A 19,240-nucleotide genomic window follows, 5' to 3' on the forward strand; every position below is an offset into this window, starting at 1 on the left:
ACGTCCTGGCCGCGCAACGCCGAGAACGAGCCCGTGTCCGCAGCGAACGCCAGCAACGCTGGGGCCGCCCCCGAGCCGCGGCCGCCGCGTGATCAAACCCGGCGAACGTATGTGGCCAACGCACTAGTAACGACCGCGTCCCGAGCGCAGGGTCGTCGAGGGGGACGTGCCGAACCGCCGCTTGTAAGCCACCGCGAACCGGCCGGGGTGCAGGAAAGCCCAGCGCGCCGCCACGCTGCCGACCGTGACCTCGCTCGGGTCGGCGGCGAGGAGCTGCGCGTGGATCCGGTCCAGCCGCACGTCCCGCAGACGGGTCATCGGCGAGATCCCGAGGGTTCGCGAGAACTGCTCCTGGAGCGTCCTCGCGCTGACCGCGACAGCGGCTGCCAGCTCGGCGATCGTCCACGCGTGCTCGGGTCGATCCTCGATCAGCTCGACCGCCTGCCGCACCGCCCGCGGCTGCGGCACGACGGCACCGCGCCGCAGATCGTCGGAATAGTTGTGCGGCTGCGCCAGCAGCAGCCCGTGGATCAGCAGGCCCTGCAGATGCGCAGCGGCCGCGGGGAAGCGCAACATCCCGTCCGGGCGCTCTGCCTCGCGCTCCAGCACGTCGAGGGCGGCGAGCCACGAGGTGGCCGCAGGAGTGGTGCTGTCCATCGCCACCGCGAACTCGAGCGGTCGCGACAACGGGTGCCCCAGCAGCTTCTCCAGCTCCCGGTCCACCGAGTGCCTCTCCAGCATGAGGCACGTCTGATCACTTCCCGCACCCCACCGGATGTCCGCGGGCGCGTCGGGCATGAAGACCGCGGGCCGGCGTGGGGTGGAGACCACCGGCTCACGACGTCCGCTGCGGGAACTCGTGGTGCCGGAGAGCGGGATGTTGACGTGGTAGTTCGACGCCTCGGCCGTCACCATCCGGACTTCCGGGCCGTAGCGCAGGTACCCGACCGTCACATCGCCCAGCCGCAACGCGTTGAGCTGCATGTCCAGCGCCGCCGCGGGGTCGAGCACCTCGACCCGGTGGGGCAGGAACACCTCTCCCACGGCGTCGAGCGCCTCGTCGAGGTCGACGGTGCGCACGACGCAACGGCCGTGGAAACGATCACGCGTGTCCGTCACGCCCGCCTTGCCGTTCCTCATCGCGCTCCACCATCGCACGCTGCCGTTCGAGCTCGCGCCTTCCGTACGTCGCCTGCCGGACGGCCTCCTCGCTCTCGAGGCTGGAACCGAGCGCCCCGGCCACGATTCCCACCGAGCTCGCCAGCCACACCAACTTCATGTAGGAGCCGAACGAGGCGGGCCGCTGCAGCTGCGAGGAGAAGTACCCGGGATCGATCAGGGCAACCGCGACGAGCAGTCCGGCGAGGTAGAGCAGCACGTACATGCACGTGACCCCGATGACGATCGTGATCGCCGTGGCGGTGTTGTAGAGCACCGCCTTCTCCCGCGCGTCCCGGTCGCCCGCGCGGTCCCAGAGGCCGTTGTAGGCGATCAGCCAGGTCGCCATCGCCAGGATCGCGACCACGGAGATGAGCAGCAGCCTCAGCGGCGACAACGAGGCCGACATCATCCAGAAGCTCGTGATCACGATGGCGTAGGCGCTGGTCGCAACGGCCGCCGCGGTGGCGCTGGACAGGTGGGGCACGAGCCGCCACGGCCGGTTGTCCCGCACCATCCCCGCGAGCAACCGCAACCTGCCGCGCAGCCCGACCAGCTCCAGATGCGCCTCGGCGTCCTCCTCACCGCTCACGCGACGCAGTGGGCTGAACCGCGGGATGACCGGTGGTCGTCCCCCGTCCGACCCGGACTCGCGCCCGGTGAGCGCCTGCAGGAGGTGAACGACCGCTTGGCGCGCCCGCCGGTGCACGCCCACGGCCCCGAGCCCGGGCAGCGAGATCATCCCGCAGCGCGCGCGAGCGCTGAGAACGGCGGCGACGGGCGTCCCCACGCGGCGCGGAAGATCCGTCACCGCGATCACGACGTCCCACTCCTGCCGCTCGCGGTGCTCCTGCGAGAGCGACTCCAGCGGGACCAGTCCCCTGTCGTCGAGCGGGATCTCGTGGCTCTCGGTGCTCACCACCCAGTCGGTCGCGTCGTCGACCTGCGCGGACAACACGCCGGCCAGCTCGGGAACGAGGGCCGCGGCGACACCGGTCGGCGGACCGGGATCGGCCAGCAGGCCGACCCGGACCCGGCGACCGCGTGCATGGTCATCCACGAGCGCTCCTCCTTCGACGCGGCTCCACCGACGCCGGTCACCTCGGATCGCCGCAAGCCGGACCGGTCCGAATTGTGGCTCCGCAGCGCCGCTACCGCTCCGTCTGGCCAGGGGCGGGCCGATCGGCCTCCTGCGCCGACCGTGCCGCCACCGCGACGAAGTCCGCGATCAGCGGGTGACCGCCGACGCTCTTCCACGCCAGCGAGATCGGCACCGGCGGCGCGTCGGACACGGGCCGGTAGACGATCTGCGGATGGTGGTAGACGCGGCCGGTGGCAGCCGGGGTGAGGCCGAAACCGCGCCCGGTTGCGATGGCCTCGAGCCACTCCTCGATGTTCTGCACGCGGACGAACCGGCGGGGCCGCGACCCCGGGCGCCACAGGTCGGGGTGCGTCGTCCCGGCGAGCACGTTCACCACGACGGGGTGCTCCCGCAGGTCGTCCAGGGTGAGCACATCCCTTCCGGTGAGCGGGTGCTCAGCCGGCAGCGCCGCGATCCGGGGCTCCTCGCAGAGCAGCAGCGTGGCCCAGGACGGGTCCCGGGCTCCGCCCACCATGAACGCGACGTGGCACTTGCCCTCGGCCAGGCTCGCGCCGGCGTCGTCGTAGCGCCGCAGGTCGACCGTGACCTCGGCGTGCTCCGCCTCGAACGCGCGCACGACCGGGCTGGTGATCTCCGCGGTGGCCCCCGACGTGAAGCCGACGCGCAGAACGGTGGTGGCGCGGCGAGCCGAGTCGACGGCCTCGTCGAGGACGGCGAGCACGCGGTGGGCGTGAACCAGGAACCGGGCGCCGGCCGCGGTCAGCGCCACCGAGTGCCGGTCGCGGGAGAGCAGCCGGGTGCCGAGCGCCTGCTCGAGCGCCATGACGGCTCGGCTGAGCGACGGCTGGGTCAGGAGCAGGCGCTGCGCCGCTCTGGTGAAGCTCCGCTCCTCCGCCACGACGATGAACGCCCGCAGGTGCCGAAGTTCGATGCCGTGTGAACCACGCTGCTCACTCATCGTCGTTATGCATAGCACGTATGAGCCCTCCTCGAGCGGCATTGGCAGGGATGACGAGCGCGTTCGTAACCTCCCGCCATGCCAGACGAGCTCACCCGCTTCCGCGGGGTCATCCCGGCGCACCTGCTGCCCTTCACCGCGGACCTGGAGATCGACGAGGCCAATCTCCGCAAGCACATCCGGTGGCTGTTGGCGACCGACGGCCTCGGCGGGATCACGACCACCGCCCACGCCTCCGAGGTCGCGACCCTGACCGCCGACGAGCAGCGCCGCGTCCTCGCCATCGTGCTCGAGGAGGTGGACGGGAAGGTGCCGGTGATCGCGGGCGTGTACCAGGACGGCACTGCGGAGGCCGCACGGATCGCCGCCCGGCACGAAGCGGACGGCGCCGACGGCCTGCTCGTCTTCCCCTCCGCCGTGTTCAGCGACGGCGGCCACCTGCGCACCGAGATGGCGACGGGGCACTACGCCGAGATCGCGGCCGCCACCCGGCTTCCCATGATCGCCTTCATCTACCCGACGACGTCGCCGCTGCGCATCCAGCTCGACGGGATCCTCGAACTCTGCACCACGATCGACAACGTCGTCGCGATCAAGGAATGGTCGAACGACATCGTCGTCTACGAACGCACCTGGCGGGCGCTCAAGGCCCTCGGCAAAGAGATCACCGTGCTGTCGAGCTTCAGCCGGTCGCTGTTCGCATCGCTCTGCGTCGGCGCGGACGGCATCCTCTCCGGGCACGGCAGCGTGGTGGCAGACCTGCACGTGCGGCTCTGGAACGCGGTCGAGGCGCACGACCTCGACGGAGCCCGCGCGGTCTGGGACCGCATCTGGCCGCTCGCGGAGGCCTGCTACCGCGACCCGTTCCTCGACGGGCACAACCGCATGAAGTTCGCCCTCGAGCACCTCGGGCGCATCGACGAGGCATTCGTGCGACCTCCGCTGCGGGCGCTCGGCGCCGAGGAGCGCGCGCGGCTCGCGAAGGCGTTCGACGAATCCGGGCTGGGCGATGGGGCCCGCTGACCTGTTGTTCCGCCCGATCCGGATCGGGGCCGTCGAGATCCCGAACCGGATCGTGCTGCCGTCGATGACCACCCGGTACGCCACGCGGGAAGGGTTCGCGACGGACGAGACCGTCGGCTACTACCGGGCCAGGGCACGCGGTGGCGTCGGTCTGGTCACGGTCGAGATGGCGGCGCCCGAGGTCGCCGGCCGGCACAGGTTCCACGAGCTCGGCATCTACGACGACAAGTTCCTCCCCGGCCTGACCCGCATCGTCGAGGCGATCCACGCCGAGGGGGCGCGTGCGTCGATCCAGCTCGGTCACGGCGGCAGCCGGGCCCGCCGCGCGGTGTCGGGGACCCAGCCCGTGTCCGCGTCCTCGATGCCCGTCCCGGTCTTCGAGATCGAGCACGAGATCGCGCGCCCGGAAGCGATGACGGAGAGCCGCATCGACGAGGCCGTCCGCGCCTTCGTCGACGCGGCGCGGCGCGCCCGCACCGCCGGGTTCGACGTCGTCGAACTGCACGCCTCCCACGGCTACCTCATCTCCCAGTTCCTCTGCCCGGCGGAGAACGACCGCACCGACGCCTACGGGGGCTCGCTGGAGAACCGGGCCCGATTCGGCCTGCGCATCCTGACCGCCGTCAAGGCTGAGGTGCCCGACCTCCCGGTGATCTTCCGCATCACCGTGGACGACCTGTTCCCCGAGGGCCTGCCGTTCGCCGAGGGCCTGCAGGTCGCGATCTGGGCGGCGGAGGCCGGCGCCGACGCCATCAGCGTCACCGCGGGCCACTACCGGTCGGTGCCGGGTGCGGAACGGATGATCCCGCCGATGGCGTACCCGGACGGCGCGTTCCTCGACTACGCCGCCGCGGTGAAGAAGGAGGTGCAGGTCCCGGTCATCGGTGTGGGCCGGCTCGGCAACCCCGCGGTGGCGACGGCCGCACTGGCCGAGGAGAAGCTCGACCTGGTCGCGATCGGCCGCCCGCTGATCGCCGACGCCGCCTGGCCGGAGAAGGTGCGGGACGGGCGCCCGGTGCGTCGCTGCCTGGCGTGCAACCACTGCGTCAACAACATGCGCGGCGGCAACGTGCTCAGCTGCGTGGTGAACCCGCTGACCGGTCACGAGAACGACTTCCGGGAGGAGTCCGGCCCGCGCGGCAGGCGGATCATCGTGATCGGTGCGGGGCCGGCCGGCCTGTCGTACGCCGCTCTGGTCGCCGGCCGGAACGAGGTCACGGTCGTCGAGAGCGAGAGCCGGGCCGGCGGCGCGTTCCGCTGGACCGGGAAGGCGCCTCTCTTCAACGACGTCGAGGCCGCGGACGGCACCTTCGAGGCCTACATCGACGAGCTGGAGCGCGAGTGCCGCCGGCTGGGCGTCGGCTTCCGGTTCGGCACCCGCCTCACCCGCGACTCCCCCCTGCTGGCCGAGGCCGACACCGTCGTGCTCGCCACGGGCGCGCGCTACCGCGGCCGGACCGGGCCGCTGGTGCGGGCGCTCCTGCGCTCCGGCCGCCTCAAGTCCCCGACCGGCCGGAGGATCTTCGCCGACCCGAGGCTGCGCGCCCTCTTCTACCACCGCGCCCGCGCCGCGACGGGAGCGTCCGTGCAGCGCGAACTGGGACTGGCGGCCGACGACCCGCGCGAGGTGATCGTGATCGGGGACGCCGCCGCACCGGGCAAGGCGCGCGAGGCCATCAGCAGCGCCTTCGCCGCCGCCCTGGACACCAAGGTCGAGTTCCGCCGCTAGCTCCCGGCGGCGGCCGCACTCGAACCAACGCGATGGAAGATCATCAAAGGAGATGCACGTGAGCTCGTTGCTCAAGGGGAAGACCGCGATCGTCACCGGCGCAGGTCGCGGAATCGGCGCGGCGATCGCCACCGCGTTCGCCCGCGAGGGCGCGACGGTCGCCGTGATCGACATCGACGGAGGCTCCGCGCGGCGCATCGCGGAACAGATCGACGGGTACGGGTTCGCGGCCGACCTCACCGAACCGGCTGCCGTCGAGAACGCGGTCGGGGACGCCGTGTCGGCGCTCGGCGGGCTCGACGCCTTCGTCAACAACGCGGGCGTCTGCAGCACGGGGAGCCTGCTGACCGACGACGTGGAGGTGTGGGACCGGCAGTTCGCGGTGAACGCGCGGGCCGCGTACCTGTGCTGCACGGCGGCGGCACGCCGGATGGTGGCCGCCGACGCCGGCGGCTCGATCGTCGTGGTGACGTCCAACTGCGCCCACGCGCCGCGGATGGACCTCGGCGCCTACTGCGCCTCGAAGGCCGCCTCCGAGATGATGGCCGAGTGCCTCGCGCTCGAGCTGGCGGGACGGCAGATCAGGGTCAACACCGTGAACCCCGGCTCCTGTGAGACCGAGATGCAGCGGCGGCAGTGGTCCGAGCTGGGTGTGGGCCCGGAGCGCCAGATCAACGGCGACCCGAGCACGTTCCGGACCGGCATCCCGCTCGGCAGGCTGGCGCAGCCGGAGGACGTCGCCGATGTGGCGATCATGCTCGCGTCGGACCGCACCCGGTTCGTCACCGGCCAGAACTGGACGGTCGACGGCGGCCAGACGCTGTGAAGCCCGCGGCGGACACCCGGTCCGCGGACGGCACCGAGCCGGCCGCGGAACAGAAGATCAACAAGCGGTACGTCGTCGCACTCGGCGGCGGGATGGCCGTCGAGTGGTTCGACTTCAGCGTCTACGGGCTCGTCGCCGCGCTGCTGGCACCCCATTTCTTCCCGGGTGACGACGCCGTCGCGTCGACCCTGTCCGCGCTGGCGGTGTTCGCGGTCGGGTTCGTCGCCCGCCCGCTCGCGGCGGTCTTCTTCGGTCCGCTGGCCGACCGCATCGGGCACAAGAAGGTGCTCCTGGCGTCGATCACCGCGATGGCGGCGAGCACGCTGATGATGGGCCTGCTGCCCACGTACGACCAGATCGGCCTGTGGGCAGGTGTGGCACTCGTGGCGGCCCGGCTCATCCAGGGCCTCTCGACCGGCATCGAGCAGGCGGTGGGGAACGCGGCCGCCCTGGAGCTGGCCGGTCCGCGCAACCGCGGGAGGTTCGCCACCACCGTCTCCGGATCCATCCTGCAGGCGGGGATCCTGCTGGCCGCGCTCGTCTGCTTCCTGGTCAGCGCGGTCCTCGGCGGTGAGGCCATGGCGGAGTGGGGCTGGCGCGTCCCGTTCATCATCGGCGGGCTGTCCGGGCTGGTGATCTTCTACCTCCGCCGGTCCCTCCCGGAGACCGGCGCGACCGCCGAGGTCGAGGGTCCACCGAGGAGTTCCGCCGATGTCTGGCGCGAGCTGTGGCGCCACCGCCTGGGCCTGTTCGCCGTCATCTTCGTGGTGGCGGGCACGCAGGTGGCCAACTACGCGTGGACCGTCGGGATGCCGAACATGGCCCGCTCCGTGTTCGGCGAGGACCCCACCCAGGTGTTCGCGGTGATGACGGGCCTCGGCTGCATCATGGTGGCGGTCGGGCCGCTGGCGGGCAGCCTGTGCGACCGCTACACGAACTCGAAGATCTTCACGCTGTTCCGGCTCGGCCTGGTCCCGACGCTGTTCACGGTGCTCCTCTACCAGCAGCCCGGCATCTGGACCTTCGCCGTGGTGGTGCTGGGCGGGGGGATCCTGGTGTCGTTGAACCAGGTGCTGTTCAACTACATCATCTCCACCCTGATGCCCGACAGCTGCCGCACCACCGGCGTCGCGATCGGGTACGGGCTCGCGATGACCGTGTTCGGCGGTACCGCGTCGTACGTGCTCGTGTGGCTGCAGCGGCAGGACGCGTTCTGGGCGTTCCCCGTGTACGGAGCGGCCGTCTGCATCGTGAGCGTGGTGCTGTACGACGCGGCACGGCGCCGGGGCCACGTCCACATCGGACGGTGAGGGCGCCCGACCTCGGGCCGATCCACGAGCCACCGCCACCCCGCTGAAACCCGCTACCGGCTGAGTCCGGAGAGCGCCCGCCACCGACCTTGACTCGGAAGCAGGGGCTCCCTACAGTTCAGCGCAATCGGTTGCGCTATCGATTGCGTAACCGTCCGACGTTGCAGGACACGTCCCATCACCCACCCCCACTCGCACTGGCGCGGTGCAGGGAGGAAACCCACATGCCCCTCAGAACAAGGGTGTTCGCCGCCGGCGTCTTCGCCACCGCACTGCTGGCCGTCGCCGCGTGCGGAGGACCGGGCCCGGGCGGCGCGAGCAGCACCGAGCTGACGTTCGCCTACGAGGGCCCGCTCGGCACCGGGCACGAACTGGCCGCGGACATCTTCGAGGAAGCTCTCGACGACGTGTCGGACGGAGCGTTCGAGCTGCAGATGTTCCCCGCGGCGCAGCTCGGAGGCGAACCGGCACTACTGGAGTCCGTCCGCAGCGGCGACATCGACTTCGTCCTCTCCTCCACGGCGAACGCCGCGGCGATCGCCCCCGAGTCCGGTGTGCTGTCGCTGCACTACCTGTTCGACGGCCAGGACGACGTCATCTCGACCGTCGGCAGCCCGGAGGTCAACGAGGCGTACCAGGCCATGGCCGAGGAACGCGTCGAGGGCGTCCGGCCGCTGACGCTGTTCACCCTGGACCTGCGGAACATGTACTCCAACTTCCCGGTGCGCTCGGTGCAGGACGTCCAGGGCAAGGCGGTGCGGGTGCAGGCCACCGCGACCGAGGACACGATCTTCAGCGCCTACGGGGCGCAGCCGGTGCACATGGCGTTCCCGGAGCTCTACACCGCCCTGCAGACCGGCACCGTCGACGCGGCGGAGAACGCCGTCACCTACTACGGCCTGAACCGGCACTACGAGGTGGCCCCGGTCATGTCGCTCACCGAACACGCGGGCAACGTGCAGGTCCTCTGGGTCTCGCAGCGCACGTGGGACGGGCTCACGCCCGAGCAGCAGACCGCGGTCACCGAGGCGGCGATGCGGGTGCGCAGCGAGCAGCCGAAGGCGGCGTTCGAACTCCAGCAGGAGCTGCTGGCCGAGTACCGCGAGCTCGGCGTGCAGTTCGTCGAGGACGTCGACAAGGAGAGCTTCCGGCAGCGCTCGCTCCCCCTGCAGGATCAGGTGGCGCAGGATCTCGGGCCGCACGCCGTCAAGATCCTCGAGGCTGTGCGTGCGGTGACGGCGAATGGCTGACCCGCAGCGCGGCGACGTGTTCGACCTGGTCGGCGCCGTCGCGGTCGTCACCGGCGCGGCGCGGGGCATCGGCTTCGCGGCATCACGCGCCCTGGCCCGGCGCGGAGCGGTCGTCGTGATGTTCGACCTGCTCGGGGCCGAGTTGGAGGAGGCCGCCACCGCGATCCGCGCGGACGGCAACGAGGTAGTCGCGGTCGCAGGCAGCGTCACCGAGGAGGCCGACCTCGACAGGCTCGTCGAGGAGGCCACCGACCGCGGCCCCGTCTCCGTGGTGGCGAACTGCGCAGGCGTCATCCGCCGCACCCCCGTCGAGGAGCTGACGCTCGCGGACCTGCAGTTCATGTGGGACGTGAACGTCGGCGGCACCGTCGGCGTCACCCAGCGGTTCCTGCCCACGATGATCGAGCAGCGCTACGGGAAGATCATCAACGTCGGGTCGCTCGGTTCGGTCACCGGACTCGAGCGGCGCACGGCCTACGCGACGACGAAAGGGGCGGTGTCCCAGTACACCGTCAGCCTGGCCTCGGAGGTCGGCGTCCACGGTATCCGGGCGAACGTCGTCGCGCCCGGATACGTCGACACGGCGATGACCGGCCCGTACATCTGGGGCGAGCCGGCCAGGACCGCGCACCTGCTCGGGCGCATCCCGCTCGGCCGCTTCGCGAAGCCCGAGGACCTCGAAGGGCTGTTCGTGTTCCTCGCCAGCCCCGCCTCCGACTACATCACCGGTCAGGTGCTCCTCGTCGACGGCGGATGGCGGGCAAGGTGACCGGCCAGGAAGGAACTCACGGGATGACACCGTCGGTGGACGTCTCCCCGCACGGTCCGGTCGCGCTCGTCCGGATCTCGAACCCGCCGCTGAACCTGCTCACCTCGCGGCTGCGCGGTGACCTGCGCGCGATCGCGGACCGCATCCGCGACGACCGGTCGGTGCGCGCGGTGGTGCTCACCGGCGCAGGCGAGCGCGCGTTCTCGGTGGGGTCGGACATCCGGGAGTTCCCCACCGACGCAGCCGAGGGCCGCCGCCGCGCGCAGCACGAGCACGCGTGTTACGAGGCGATCGCCTCGCTCCCCCAGCCCGTCGTGGCGGCCCTGTCCGGCCACGTGCTCGGCGGCGGGCTCGAACTGGCGCTCGCGTGCGACCTGCGGGTGGCCGACGCCGGTGCCCGGCTCGGTCTCCCCGAGGTCAAGCTGGGTGTGTTCCCCTCGGGCGGCGGGACCGCCCGGCTCCCCCGGCTCATCCCACCGTCGCAGGCCAAACGCCTGATGTTCCTGGGTGAGCCCGTCGACGCCGAGCGCGCCGCGGCACTCGGGCTCGTCGACGAGGTCGCACCGGCCGGCACCGCAAACGACGTCGCCCTGCAACTGGCGTCGCACATCGCGGAGATGCCCGCCTCGGCGGTCCAGGCGATCAAACGGGCCGTCGACCACGGGCTCGCCCACGGCGCCCGCGCCGGTCAGCAGCTCGAGGCCGAGCTCATCGCCGGGCTGTTCGGCACGGCGGACGCACAGGAGGGCGTCCGCGCCTTCCTCGACTCCCGGCCTCCGCGGTTCACGCACCGATGACCCCACGACACCCCGACACGACACCCCGACCGGGAAGGACCCACCGGTGAACCAGGACTGGTCCGACTACCTGGCGGCAGCGCGACGCGAAGAGCGACGGACCCGCCAGCACCCTGACCGGCACTACCCGCACTGCAGCGAGAAAGGCGCCTGGCAGCTGCTCGACGTCTCCTCGGTCAGCTCGTGGAACGGCGCGAGCTACGAGCACGGCAACTGGACCGCCGGGTTCTGGTTCGGGACGATGTGGCTCGCGGCACTCGGCCTGCAGGACGACGCCCCGGCCGCGAGGGCGCGGGCCAAGCTGGTGGACCTGCGCGAGCGCGCTGTCGACCACACCACCCACGACCTGGGGTTCCTCTTCCACCCCAGCATCGCCCTCGGATACCAGTGCGGCTTCCTCGGCGAGCAGGACGTCGCACCGGCGCTCGACGCCGCGCGCATGACGGTGCGGCGGTTCAACGAGCCCGGCCGCTACATCCAGGCCTTCGGCCCGGTCGGCGAGCTGCGGGGCGCCGGCACCAGCACCGTCGACACGCTCATGAACCTGCCGCTGCTGTGGTGGGCCCACGACCTCACCGGGGACCCCCGCTTCCTCGAGGTCGCCCGCCAGCACGCCCGCACCTCGGCCCGCCTGCTCGTGCGGCCCGACGGTTCGACGGTGCACCTCATGGAGCTCGACGCGGTGTCCGGCGCCTTCCTGGCCGAGTCGACGCTCCAGGGCGCGTCGCCCGCGTCCGCGTGGTCGCGCGGCTCCGGCTGGGCGGTCTGCGGCCTGGCCTGGGCCTTCGCCGCCTGCGGAGAGCCGGAGCTGCTGGGCGCCGCCGAACGCGCCGCCGCCTACTACGAGCGCATGAGCCCGCTCGACACCGTCCCCCCGTGGGACTTCACCGACCGCTCCCCCGGCGCGCCCCCGGACGCGAGCGCGGGAGCGGCGGTCGCCCTCGGGTACCTGATCCTCGCCGCGCACCACCCGGACCCGGCGGCCCGCGAACGGTTCGACGCGTCCGCGCGGACGCTGCTCGCCACCCTCACCCGCTTTGCCCTCAACCGGCAGGACGACGTCGACGGTGTGCTGCTGCACTCGTGCTACTCGGTGCCGCACGGCCGGGGCGTCGACGGGGCCACGGCGTGGGGTGACTACTACTACGCGCTGGCGATGGCCGTCGCGCACGGGGCGCTGCCGCTGGCCACGGTGCTCGGAGGCCGGGCGGACCGGCGCACCGGCGCCGCTGACGCACCACGGTGGGGGTGACGCGGATGACCACCGTCACGGAGTTCCTCGCCCGCAACGGCCTGGTCTCGCAGGAGGAGCGTCACCTCAAGGCGCGGGCGCTCGACGCGGTCGAGCTCCTCCTCCTGTGCGTCTGCGGGCTGCTGCTGTTCACGTTCACGCTGACGGTCATGCTCGACGTGCTGACCCGCACGCTGGGCGCGCCGTGGCTGTGGCTGCAGGAGGCCACGCTCGTCGCCTTCGTCTGGGGGCTGTTCCTCGGCGCCGCAGTGGCACTGCGCCGCAACGAGCACATCTACCTCACGTCCGTCGCGAAGTCGCTGGCCGGATTCCCGCGGATCGCCATCGAGACGTTCAACAGCGTCGTGATGATCGCCATCACCGTGACCGTCGCTGTCGTCGGGTTCCGCGTCGCCCTGCAGGGTTTCGGCAACTTCCTCCCGGTCACCGGGCTGCCGCTGGCGTACATCACGGGCGCTGTCCCCGCCTTCGCCGTCCTGTCCGCGGTCTTCGCGGTCGAGCGATTGGTGAAGGGCTGGCGCACCGGGTTCGAAGGCGCCACCCACGATCCCCGTGAGCAGGCGCTGCGCGCCGCCGACCTCGAGGGGCCCGTCCCATGAGCAACGACATCGTCATCCTGGTGATGCTGGGCCTCTTCCTCGGCCTCTCCTTCCTCGGCACACCGGTCGCGTTCGCGCTGGTCGGGGCGGTCCTCGTCGGCACCGCGCTGTCCGGTGCCGGTTTCGACGCCGTCATCTCGCAGCTGTTCAACGGCGTCAACAGCGTGCCGCTACTGGCTCTGCCGTTCTTCCTGCTCGTGGCCGAGCTGATGAACTCGACGGACGTCACGACGAAGATCATCCGGTTCGTGCAGTCCCTGGTGGGCCACATCCGCAGCAGCCTCGCCCAGGTGGACTCCCTGTTCAGCATCCTGTTCGCCGGGGTGTCGGGCTCGTCGACCGCGGACGTCGCCGCCAACGCGAAGGTTCTCCTGCCGGCCATGCGCAAGGAGGGCTACGACATGGCGAGCGCGGCGGCCCTGATCGCCGCCTCCTCGACCATCGCCAACATGATCCCGCCGAGCATCCTCGCGGTCGTCTACGGCGCGGCGGGTGGTGTGTCCATCGCCGGCCTGTTCCTCGGTGGCGCCGTTCCCGGGCTCATGATCGGTATCGGCCTGATGCTGTACGCCTACTTCTTCGTGCACGCGGGCGAGCCCCGGCCACGGGCGTCGTTCCGCGAGATCGCGGGTGCGGCGAAGGGCAGCGCGCTGCCGATGATGATCCCGCTGATCATCATGGGCGGCATCCTGGGCGGGGCCTTCACCCCCACCGAGGCCGGCATGATCGCCGTCGTCTTCGTGATCATCGTGCTGATCCCGCTGACCGCGCGCAACCACCTCCCCCGGCTCCCGCGGGACTTCGTCAACGCCGCCGTCCTGTACGCGCTCCCGCTCATCGCGGTCGCCGCAGCATCCGCGTTCGCCTGGCTCTTCACCTACCTCGGCGGCGCCGAAGCCGTGTCCGACGTCGTGCTCGCCGTGGCGGGCGAGGAGCCGATCGGCATCCTGCTCACGGTCGTGGCGATGCTCGTCGTCATCGGGCAGTTCGTCGACGCCATCCCGGCGATCATCGTACTGATGCCGATCATCTCGACACTGCAGGAACAGGGCGACGTCAACCCGATCCACATGGGCGTGGTCGTCATCGTCACGCTCGCGCTGGGCCTGATCACCCCGCCCTACGGCCTCTCGCTGCTGCTGTCCACGTACTTCGCGAAGGTCAGCTTCTACTCCGGGGTGCGGCGATCGGTGCCGCTCTACGGCATCTTCTTCGGCGTCATCGCGCTGCTGGTGGTCTTCCCGGAGATCTCGTTGTGGCTGCCGCGTCTGCTCACCCCGCAGGCGGCGGGCTGCTTCCCCGCACCGGGCGGCGATGGCTTCATCTGCCCGTGACGTCGACGACAGGTAGCGAACGGTAGTGAGGAACGCATGAAGCTCACCGGAGTCATCCCGGCCTGCATCCTGCCGATGCACCCCGACGGGAGCATCGACGAGACGGCCTACGCGGCCCACCTGGAGCAGCTCGTCTCCACACCCGGCGTCCGCGGGGTGACCTGCAACGGGCACGCAGCCGAGGTCTCCACGCTGAGCCGGGAGGAGCGACGGCGGGCCGTGGAGATCGCCGTCGCGACGGTGGCCGGGCGGGCGCCCGTCATCTGCGGCATCCACGCCCGCGACCACCGCGAGGCCGTGGCCTACGCGGGCGACGCGCGCGCCGCGGGCGCCGACGCGCTGCTGGTCCTCCCCCCGGACTCGCTCGCCCACGACGCCGATCCCGCGGCGGCGCTGCGCCACTTCGAGCACGTCGCGGGCGCGGTCCCACTGCCGCTGGTGGCCTTCGTCTACCCCGAGTTCACGGGGATGCAGTACGGCGCGCAGCTGCTGGAGCGGATCTGCACGCTCGACGCGGTGGTGGCGATCAAGGAGTGGAGCCTGGACATCCGCGTGTACGAGCGCAACCTCGGCATCGCGCGGTCGGCGGGGCACGAGATCACCATGCTGAGCAGCTTCAGCACGAATCTGCTGCCGACCCTGGCGCTCGGCGCGGACGGCATCCTCTCCGGTCACGGCAGCGTGGTGGCCGGGCTGCAGGCCCGCTTGTTCGACGCCGTCGCAGCAGGTGACCTCGCGGGGGCACGGGAGGTCTACGGTCGGCTCCAGACACTCACCGCTGTGGTCTACCGGGACCCGATGCCCAACATGTACGCGCGGATGAAGGAGCAGCTCGTCATGCTCGGCGCCGAGCTCACGCCCACCGTACGGGCACCGCTGGTCCCGGTCACCGAGCGCGAACGCGCCGATCTGCGGCGTGCGCTGTCGGAGGCCGATCTGCTCCCCGCCGGTGCCCGGTCGTGACCGATCCTGCACCGGAAGCCCCGGCGAGGGGCGCCAAGGCGGTGGCGCAGCGGGCCGGGGTCTCGGTCACCACCGTCTCCCGGGTGCTGCGCGGCCAGGACGTCGCGATCTCCGAGGCCACTAAGCAGCGGGTGCTGGCGGCGGCGAAGGAGCTGCGGTACCGCCCGAACTCCCTCGCCGTGGCGCTCCGCAAGGGCCACACGCGGGCGATCGGCCTGCTGGTGCCCGACATCGCCGACGCCTACTTCCACCAGCTCGCCCGCGGCCTGGAAGACGCGGCGCAGGAGGCCGGCTACACCGTCGTCCTGTGCAACACCGACCGCCAGCCGGCGAAGGAACGCTCCTACGTCGAGCTGCTGGCCGACCAGCAGGTCGAGGCGATCGTGTTCGCCGGCGGCGGCATCGACGAGGACGCCCACCTCACCGACTTCCCCTGGCACGGCATCCACGTCGTCGCGATCGGCCCGCACCGGCTGGACTGCCCGTCGGTCCGCGTCGACGACGCCGGCACCATCGAGCTGGCCGTCGACCACCTCGTCGAGCAAGGCAGCACCCGGATCCTGTGCCTCGCCGGACGCCCCAGCTGGCTCATCAACGAGGAGCGTCTGCGCGGCTACCGGCAGGCCGTCGAGCGGCACGGGCTGGAGCTCGACCCGCGGCTCGTGCGGACGGGTGACTTCTCGGTCGAGGCGGGCTGCTCCTCGACCCGCGCCGCACTCGACGAGGGCGTCGAGTTCGACGGGGTGATGGCCTTCAACGACTACACCGCGATCGGCGCGATGCAGGCCGTGACCGAGCACGGCCGGCGGGTTCCCGAGGACGTGGTGGTGGTCGGCTGCGACGACATACCCGTCTCGTCGCTGGTGTCGCCACGGCTGACCTCCGTCAGCTTTCCCCAGTACGAGTTCGGGCGCGCGGCCATGGAGGTCATCCTCGAGATGGCCACCGGGAAGGTCGCCACGCCCGTCCGGCAGTTCGCCTACCACCTCGAGGTGCGGGAGAGCAGCAGCCGGCGCCTCTGACGCCGGGCGTCCCGCTCCACCGCCATCAGCACGTCGCCCGACGGGTGACGTCTGCCCATCGAATGAGAAGAAGGAGCACAACGTGCAGCATCCGACCGTCGGGATGGAGACCACCTTCACCAAGACCGTCGGCGAGGCCGACGTCTACGGCTTCGCCGGGATCAGCGGCGACCTCAGCCCCAACCACGTCGACGAGCAGTACATGAGTGCCACCCGGTACGGGAAGCGCATCGCGCACGGCGTGCTGTCCATCGCCTTCATGTCGACGTGCTCCTCGAAGCTCATCGAGAGCCTCGGCAACCCCCCGACCGTCTCCTACGGCTACGACCGGGTGCGCTTCATCAAGCCGGTGTTCATCGGCGACACCCTGACCGTGCGCTACACCGTCGCCGACGTCGACGAGCAGGCACAGCGGTGCACGTCGGACGTGAAGGTGTTCAACCAGGACGGGGAGCTCGTCTCCGTCGCCACCCACATCCTGAAGCGGGTCTGACGTGGCCACCTCGACGTTCCTCACCGAGGACCAGCGCAGCGCGCGCGACCTCGCCAGGCGGTTCGCCACCGAACGCGTCGCGGGACGGGCCGCCGAGATCGACCGGGACGACGCCTTCCCGTGGGACCTCTACGGCGAGATGTCCGAGATCGGCCTGCTCGGCCTCACCCTGCCCGAGGACCTCGGCGGGGCGGGCATGGACGAGGTCTCGATGTGCCTCGTGCTCGAGGAGCTCGCCGCGGCCTCGGGCACCGTGGCCAACGCGGTGCTGCTGGCGAAGCTGCAGAGCGAGCTGATCACGCGCAACGGCGACGACGAGCAGCGTCGCGGGATCGTGCCCGCGATCGCCGCGGGCAAGCGCGTCTGCCTCATCGCGGTGACCGAGCCGAACGCCGGCACCGACGTGAGCGGGATCGGGACGAAGGCCGTGCGCGACGGCGACGGCTGGGTGATCAGCGGGACGAAGGCGTTCATGACCGCGGGCGCGGTGGGCGACGTCGCGGTCGTGCTCGCCAGAACCGACCCCTCGGCGGGCAAGCGCGGCTTCACCACCTTCCTCGTCGAGAAGAGCCCCGACGGCGACCCCTCCCGCGGATTCGTGGTCGGGCACAAGGACGAGCTGATGGGCATGCGGGGCCTCGCGACCGCCGGCATCGTCCTCGACGGAACGCGGGTCCCGGACTCCGCCGTGCTGGGCGTCCCCGGGGAAGGCCTCCCCAGCGTGCTGCGTTCGTTCAGCAACGGGCGGATCGTCATCGCGTCCCTCGCCCTCGGCCTCGCGACCGGAGCGATGCGGGCCTCTCTCGCGTACGCGCAGGAGCGGGAGGCCTTCGGGCGGCCGATCGGCGACCAGCAGGCCGTGCAGATGATGGTGGCGGACATGGCGACCGAGATCGAGGCCGCCCGCCTGCTCATCCACCACGCCGCCCGGCTCAAGGACCAGGGCCTTCCCTTCGCCACGGAGGCGTCGATGGCCAAGCTCTTCGCCTCCGACGTCGCCGTCCGCACCGCGAGCAACGCCGTTCAGGTGCACGGAGGGTTCGGCTACACGAAGGAGTCCACCGTCGAGCGGATCTACCGCGACTCCAAGCTGACCCAGATCTACGAGGGCACCAACCAGATCCAGCGCGTGATCATCGCGCGCGACGCCCTCGGAGCCCGCCGACCGTCCGTCAGTGCCTGAGGAGGACCAGTGGACCAGTCCCTGAAGCTGCTCGAGGGCGTGCGCATCATCGCCTTCACGCAGTTCCTGCTCGGGCCGGCGGCGGTGCAGTACCTCGCCGACATGGGCGCCGACGTCGTCAAGATCGAACCGCCCGCCGGGCCGTACGAGCGGCGGTGGGCCGGCGCGGACGCCTACGTCAACGGGGTCAGCAGCTTCTTCATGCTGGCCCACCGCAACGTGCGCAGCATCAGCCTCGACCTGAAGCGGCCGGAGGGGCTCGACGTCGCCCGCGAGCTGTGCCGCGGTGCCGACGTGGTCGTGTCGAACTTCCGACCGCGGGTCATGGAGAAGCTCGGGCTCGACTACCCGGAGTTGAGCCGGTTGAAGCCGGACCTGGTGTACGCCTGCGCCTCCGGCTACGGGTCGGACAGCCCGTACCGGGACCTGCCGGGGCAGGACCTGCTGCTGCAGGCCACCACCGGCCTCGCCGCGGCGACCGGCCGCAGCGACGGGCCGCCCGTCGCCGCGGGAGCCGCGATCGTCGACCAGCACGGCGCATCGCTGCTCGCCATGGGCATTCTCGCCGCGCTGCACCACCGGACGGCGACCGGGGAGGGCCAGCGGGTGGAGGTGACGATGGTGCAGGCCGCACTCGACCTGCAGCTCGAGCCGTACACCTACCACCTCAACGGCGGGACGGTGCAGCGCCCGACGACGGACCTCGCGTCGTCGTTCCACCAGGCTCCCTACGGCTTCTACGAGGTCGAGGACGGATACGTGGCGTTGTCGGTGTCCCCGGTCGCCGCCGTCAGCCAGGCACTCGGCGACCCCCGGGAGCTCGCGGACCACCTGGACCCGGAGGACGCGCTCCCGCAGCGCAACGAGATCCACAGCGCGCTCGCCCCCCTACTGCGCCGCTTCCGCCGGGCCGAGCTGCTCGACCTGCTGCGCGCGCACGGGGTCTGGTGCGCCCCGGTCAACGACTACGACGAGGTGGACCGGGACCCGATCGTGACCCACCTGGAGCCCGTCGAGGAGATCGACCACCCGGAGGCCGGAACGGTGCGGCTGCTGAAGCACCCGATCCGCTACAGCTCGGGAGAGGCCGGTACCCGCCAGGTGCCGCCCGCGCACGGTGAACACACCGACGAGGTGCTCGGCGAGGCCGGCTACTCCCGCGAGCAGATCGACGAGCTGCGGAAGGTCGGTGCGGTGGCATGAGGTCCGGTCGGACGGCGGCAAGGCCGTAGAACCGTCGTGGCTGCCGTGCGCGGCCGTACGACGCCGGACGGGGTGCACCGGCTCCGCGATCTCGGCTCGCCGGAGGTCTCACGGCGATCAAGGGCAAATGGTCGCTCCCAGAGATGGCGGGCTCAACCGGTGGTTGCAACCAGGTGATCAGGGGAAGTGTGGATCATGGCTGGTGCGCGGTTGACCCGGGAGGAACGGGTCCGGATCGAGACGTTGTGGCGGGCGGGGTGGTCGTTCGC

General features: G+C 71.4%; 18 protein-coding genes. 15 read left to right on the forward strand and 3 right to left on the reverse strand.

The window, feature by feature from the left end; all coding sequences use genetic code 11:
• Window positions 1-123 precede the first annotated feature (123 nt).
• The 3 genes from ACFPL3_RS41140 to ACFPL3_RS41150 form a co-directional block, all read right to left on the reverse strand.
• Window positions 124-1,140 carry an AraC family transcriptional regulator gene (locus ACFPL3_RS41140; RefSeq protein WP_343945266.1) on the reverse strand — a complete coding sequence of 339 codons (1,017 nt, stop codon included), beginning with the start codon at window positions 1,138-1,140 and terminating at the stop codon, window positions 124-126.
• Window positions 1,103-2,218, reverse strand: a complete 1,116-nt coding sequence (locus ACFPL3_RS41145; RefSeq protein ID WP_343945267.1) for a hypothetical protein — start codon at window positions 2,216-2,218, stop codon at window positions 1,103-1,105. Before ACFPL3_RS41145 ends, ACFPL3_RS41140 begins: the two co-directional genes overlap by 38 nt.
• Before the next feature lie 91 nt (window positions 2,219-2,309).
• Window positions 2,310-3,218, reverse strand: coding sequence for a LysR family transcriptional regulator (locus tag ACFPL3_RS41150; protein WP_343945268.1), 909 nt, complete (start codon window positions 3,216-3,218; stop codon window positions 2,310-2,312).
• Window positions 3,219-3,296: 78 nt separating this feature from the next.
• On the opposite strand from ACFPL3_RS41150, the gene ACFPL3_RS41155 reads away from it, so the two are divergent.
• The 15 genes from ACFPL3_RS41155 to ACFPL3_RS41225 all read left to right on the forward strand — a co-directional run bounded on the left by ACFPL3_RS41155 (window position 3,297) and on the right by ACFPL3_RS41225 (window position 18,971).
• On the forward strand, window positions 3,297-4,241 hold the full coding sequence (locus ACFPL3_RS41155; RefSeq protein ID WP_343945269.1) for a dihydrodipicolinate synthase family protein: 945 nt from the start codon (window positions 3,297-3,299) through the stop codon (window positions 4,239-4,241).
• Window positions 4,228-5,970 carry an oxidoreductase gene (locus tag ACFPL3_RS41160; protein WP_343945270.1) on the forward strand — a complete coding sequence of 581 codons (1,743 nt, stop codon included), beginning with the start codon at window positions 4,228-4,230 and terminating at the stop codon, window positions 5,968-5,970. The genes ACFPL3_RS41155 and ACFPL3_RS41160 overlap by 14 nt, the downstream gene beginning before the upstream one ends.
• A gap of 58 nt (window positions 5,971-6,028) precedes the next feature.
• Window positions 6,029-6,796: an SDR family NAD(P)-dependent oxidoreductase gene (locus ACFPL3_RS41165; RefSeq protein ID WP_343945271.1), complete on the forward strand. Its 768-nt coding sequence runs from the start codon at window positions 6,029-6,031 to the stop codon at window positions 6,794-6,796.
• Window positions 6,793-8,106 (forward strand): MFS transporter, encoded by a 1,314-nt coding sequence (locus ACFPL3_RS41170; RefSeq protein ID WP_343945272.1) that lies wholly within the window; start codon window positions 6,793-6,795, stop codon window positions 8,104-8,106. The genes ACFPL3_RS41165 and ACFPL3_RS41170 overlap by 4 nt, the downstream gene beginning before the upstream one ends.
• A 224-nt stretch (window positions 8,107-8,330) precedes the next feature.
• Entirely contained in the window at window positions 8,331-9,356 is a 1,026-nt protein-coding gene (locus ACFPL3_RS41175) for a TRAP transporter substrate-binding protein (protein ID WP_343945273.1), read from the forward strand.
• Window positions 9,349-10,125 carry an SDR family NAD(P)-dependent oxidoreductase gene (locus ACFPL3_RS41180; RefSeq protein ID WP_343945274.1) on the forward strand — a complete coding sequence of 259 codons (777 nt, stop codon included), beginning with the start codon at window positions 9,349-9,351 and terminating at the stop codon, window positions 10,123-10,125. Before ACFPL3_RS41175 ends, ACFPL3_RS41180 begins: the two co-directional genes overlap by 8 nt.
• Before the next feature lie 23 nt (window positions 10,126-10,148).
• Window positions 10,149-10,922 carry an enoyl-CoA hydratase/isomerase family protein gene (locus tag ACFPL3_RS41185; protein ID WP_343945275.1) on the forward strand — a complete coding sequence of 258 codons (774 nt, stop codon included), beginning with the start codon at window positions 10,149-10,151 and terminating at the stop codon, window positions 10,920-10,922.
• A 46-nt stretch (window positions 10,923-10,968) separates the two neighbouring features.
• Window positions 10,969-12,174, forward strand: coding sequence for a hypothetical protein (locus ACFPL3_RS41190; protein ID WP_343945276.1), 1,206 nt, complete (start codon window positions 10,969-10,971; stop codon window positions 12,172-12,174).
• 5 nt (window positions 12,175-12,179) lie between these two features.
• Complete coding sequence (locus ACFPL3_RS41195; protein ID WP_343945277.1) at window positions 12,180-12,773, forward strand: TRAP transporter small permease; 594 nt, start codon at window positions 12,180-12,182, stop codon at window positions 12,771-12,773.
• Complete coding sequence (locus ACFPL3_RS41200; protein WP_343945278.1) at window positions 12,770-14,107, forward strand: TRAP transporter large permease; 1,338 nt, start codon at window positions 12,770-12,772, stop codon at window positions 14,105-14,107. The genes ACFPL3_RS41195 and ACFPL3_RS41200 overlap by 4 nt, the downstream gene beginning before the upstream one ends.
• A gap of 36 nt (window positions 14,108-14,143) precedes the next feature.
• Entirely contained in the window at window positions 14,144-15,070 is a 927-nt protein-coding gene (locus ACFPL3_RS41205; RefSeq protein ID WP_343945279.1) for a dihydrodipicolinate synthase family protein, read from the forward strand.
• Window positions 15,067-16,092 carry a LacI family DNA-binding transcriptional regulator gene (locus tag ACFPL3_RS41210; protein ID WP_343945280.1) on the forward strand — a complete coding sequence of 342 codons (1,026 nt, stop codon included), beginning with the start codon at window positions 15,067-15,069 and terminating at the stop codon, window positions 16,090-16,092. Before ACFPL3_RS41205 ends, ACFPL3_RS41210 begins: the two co-directional genes overlap by 4 nt.
• An 82-nt stretch (window positions 16,093-16,174) precedes the next feature.
• Window positions 16,175-16,585, forward strand: coding sequence for a MaoC family dehydratase (locus tag ACFPL3_RS41215; protein ID WP_343945281.1), 411 nt, complete (start codon window positions 16,175-16,177; stop codon window positions 16,583-16,585).
• A 1-nt stretch (window position 16,586) separates the two neighbouring features.
• Window positions 16,587-17,768: an acyl-CoA dehydrogenase family protein gene (locus ACFPL3_RS41220; protein ID WP_343945282.1), complete on the forward strand. Its 1,182-nt coding sequence runs from the start codon at window positions 16,587-16,589 to the stop codon at window positions 17,766-17,768.
• 9 nt (window positions 17,769-17,777) lie between these two features.
• Window positions 17,778-18,971 carry a CaiB/BaiF CoA transferase family protein gene (locus ACFPL3_RS41225; RefSeq protein WP_343945283.1) on the forward strand — a complete coding sequence of 398 codons (1,194 nt, stop codon included), beginning with the start codon at window positions 17,778-17,780 and terminating at the stop codon, window positions 18,969-18,971.
• The last annotated feature ends 269 nt before the right edge of the window (window positions 18,972-19,240 follow it).

The sequence above is a fragment of the Pseudonocardia zijingensis genome, assembly GCF_042657305.1.
In the GTDB taxonomy this organism is placed as follows: Bacteria; Actinomycetota; Actinomycetes; order Mycobacteriales; family Pseudonocardiaceae; genus Pseudonocardia; species Pseudonocardia zijingensis.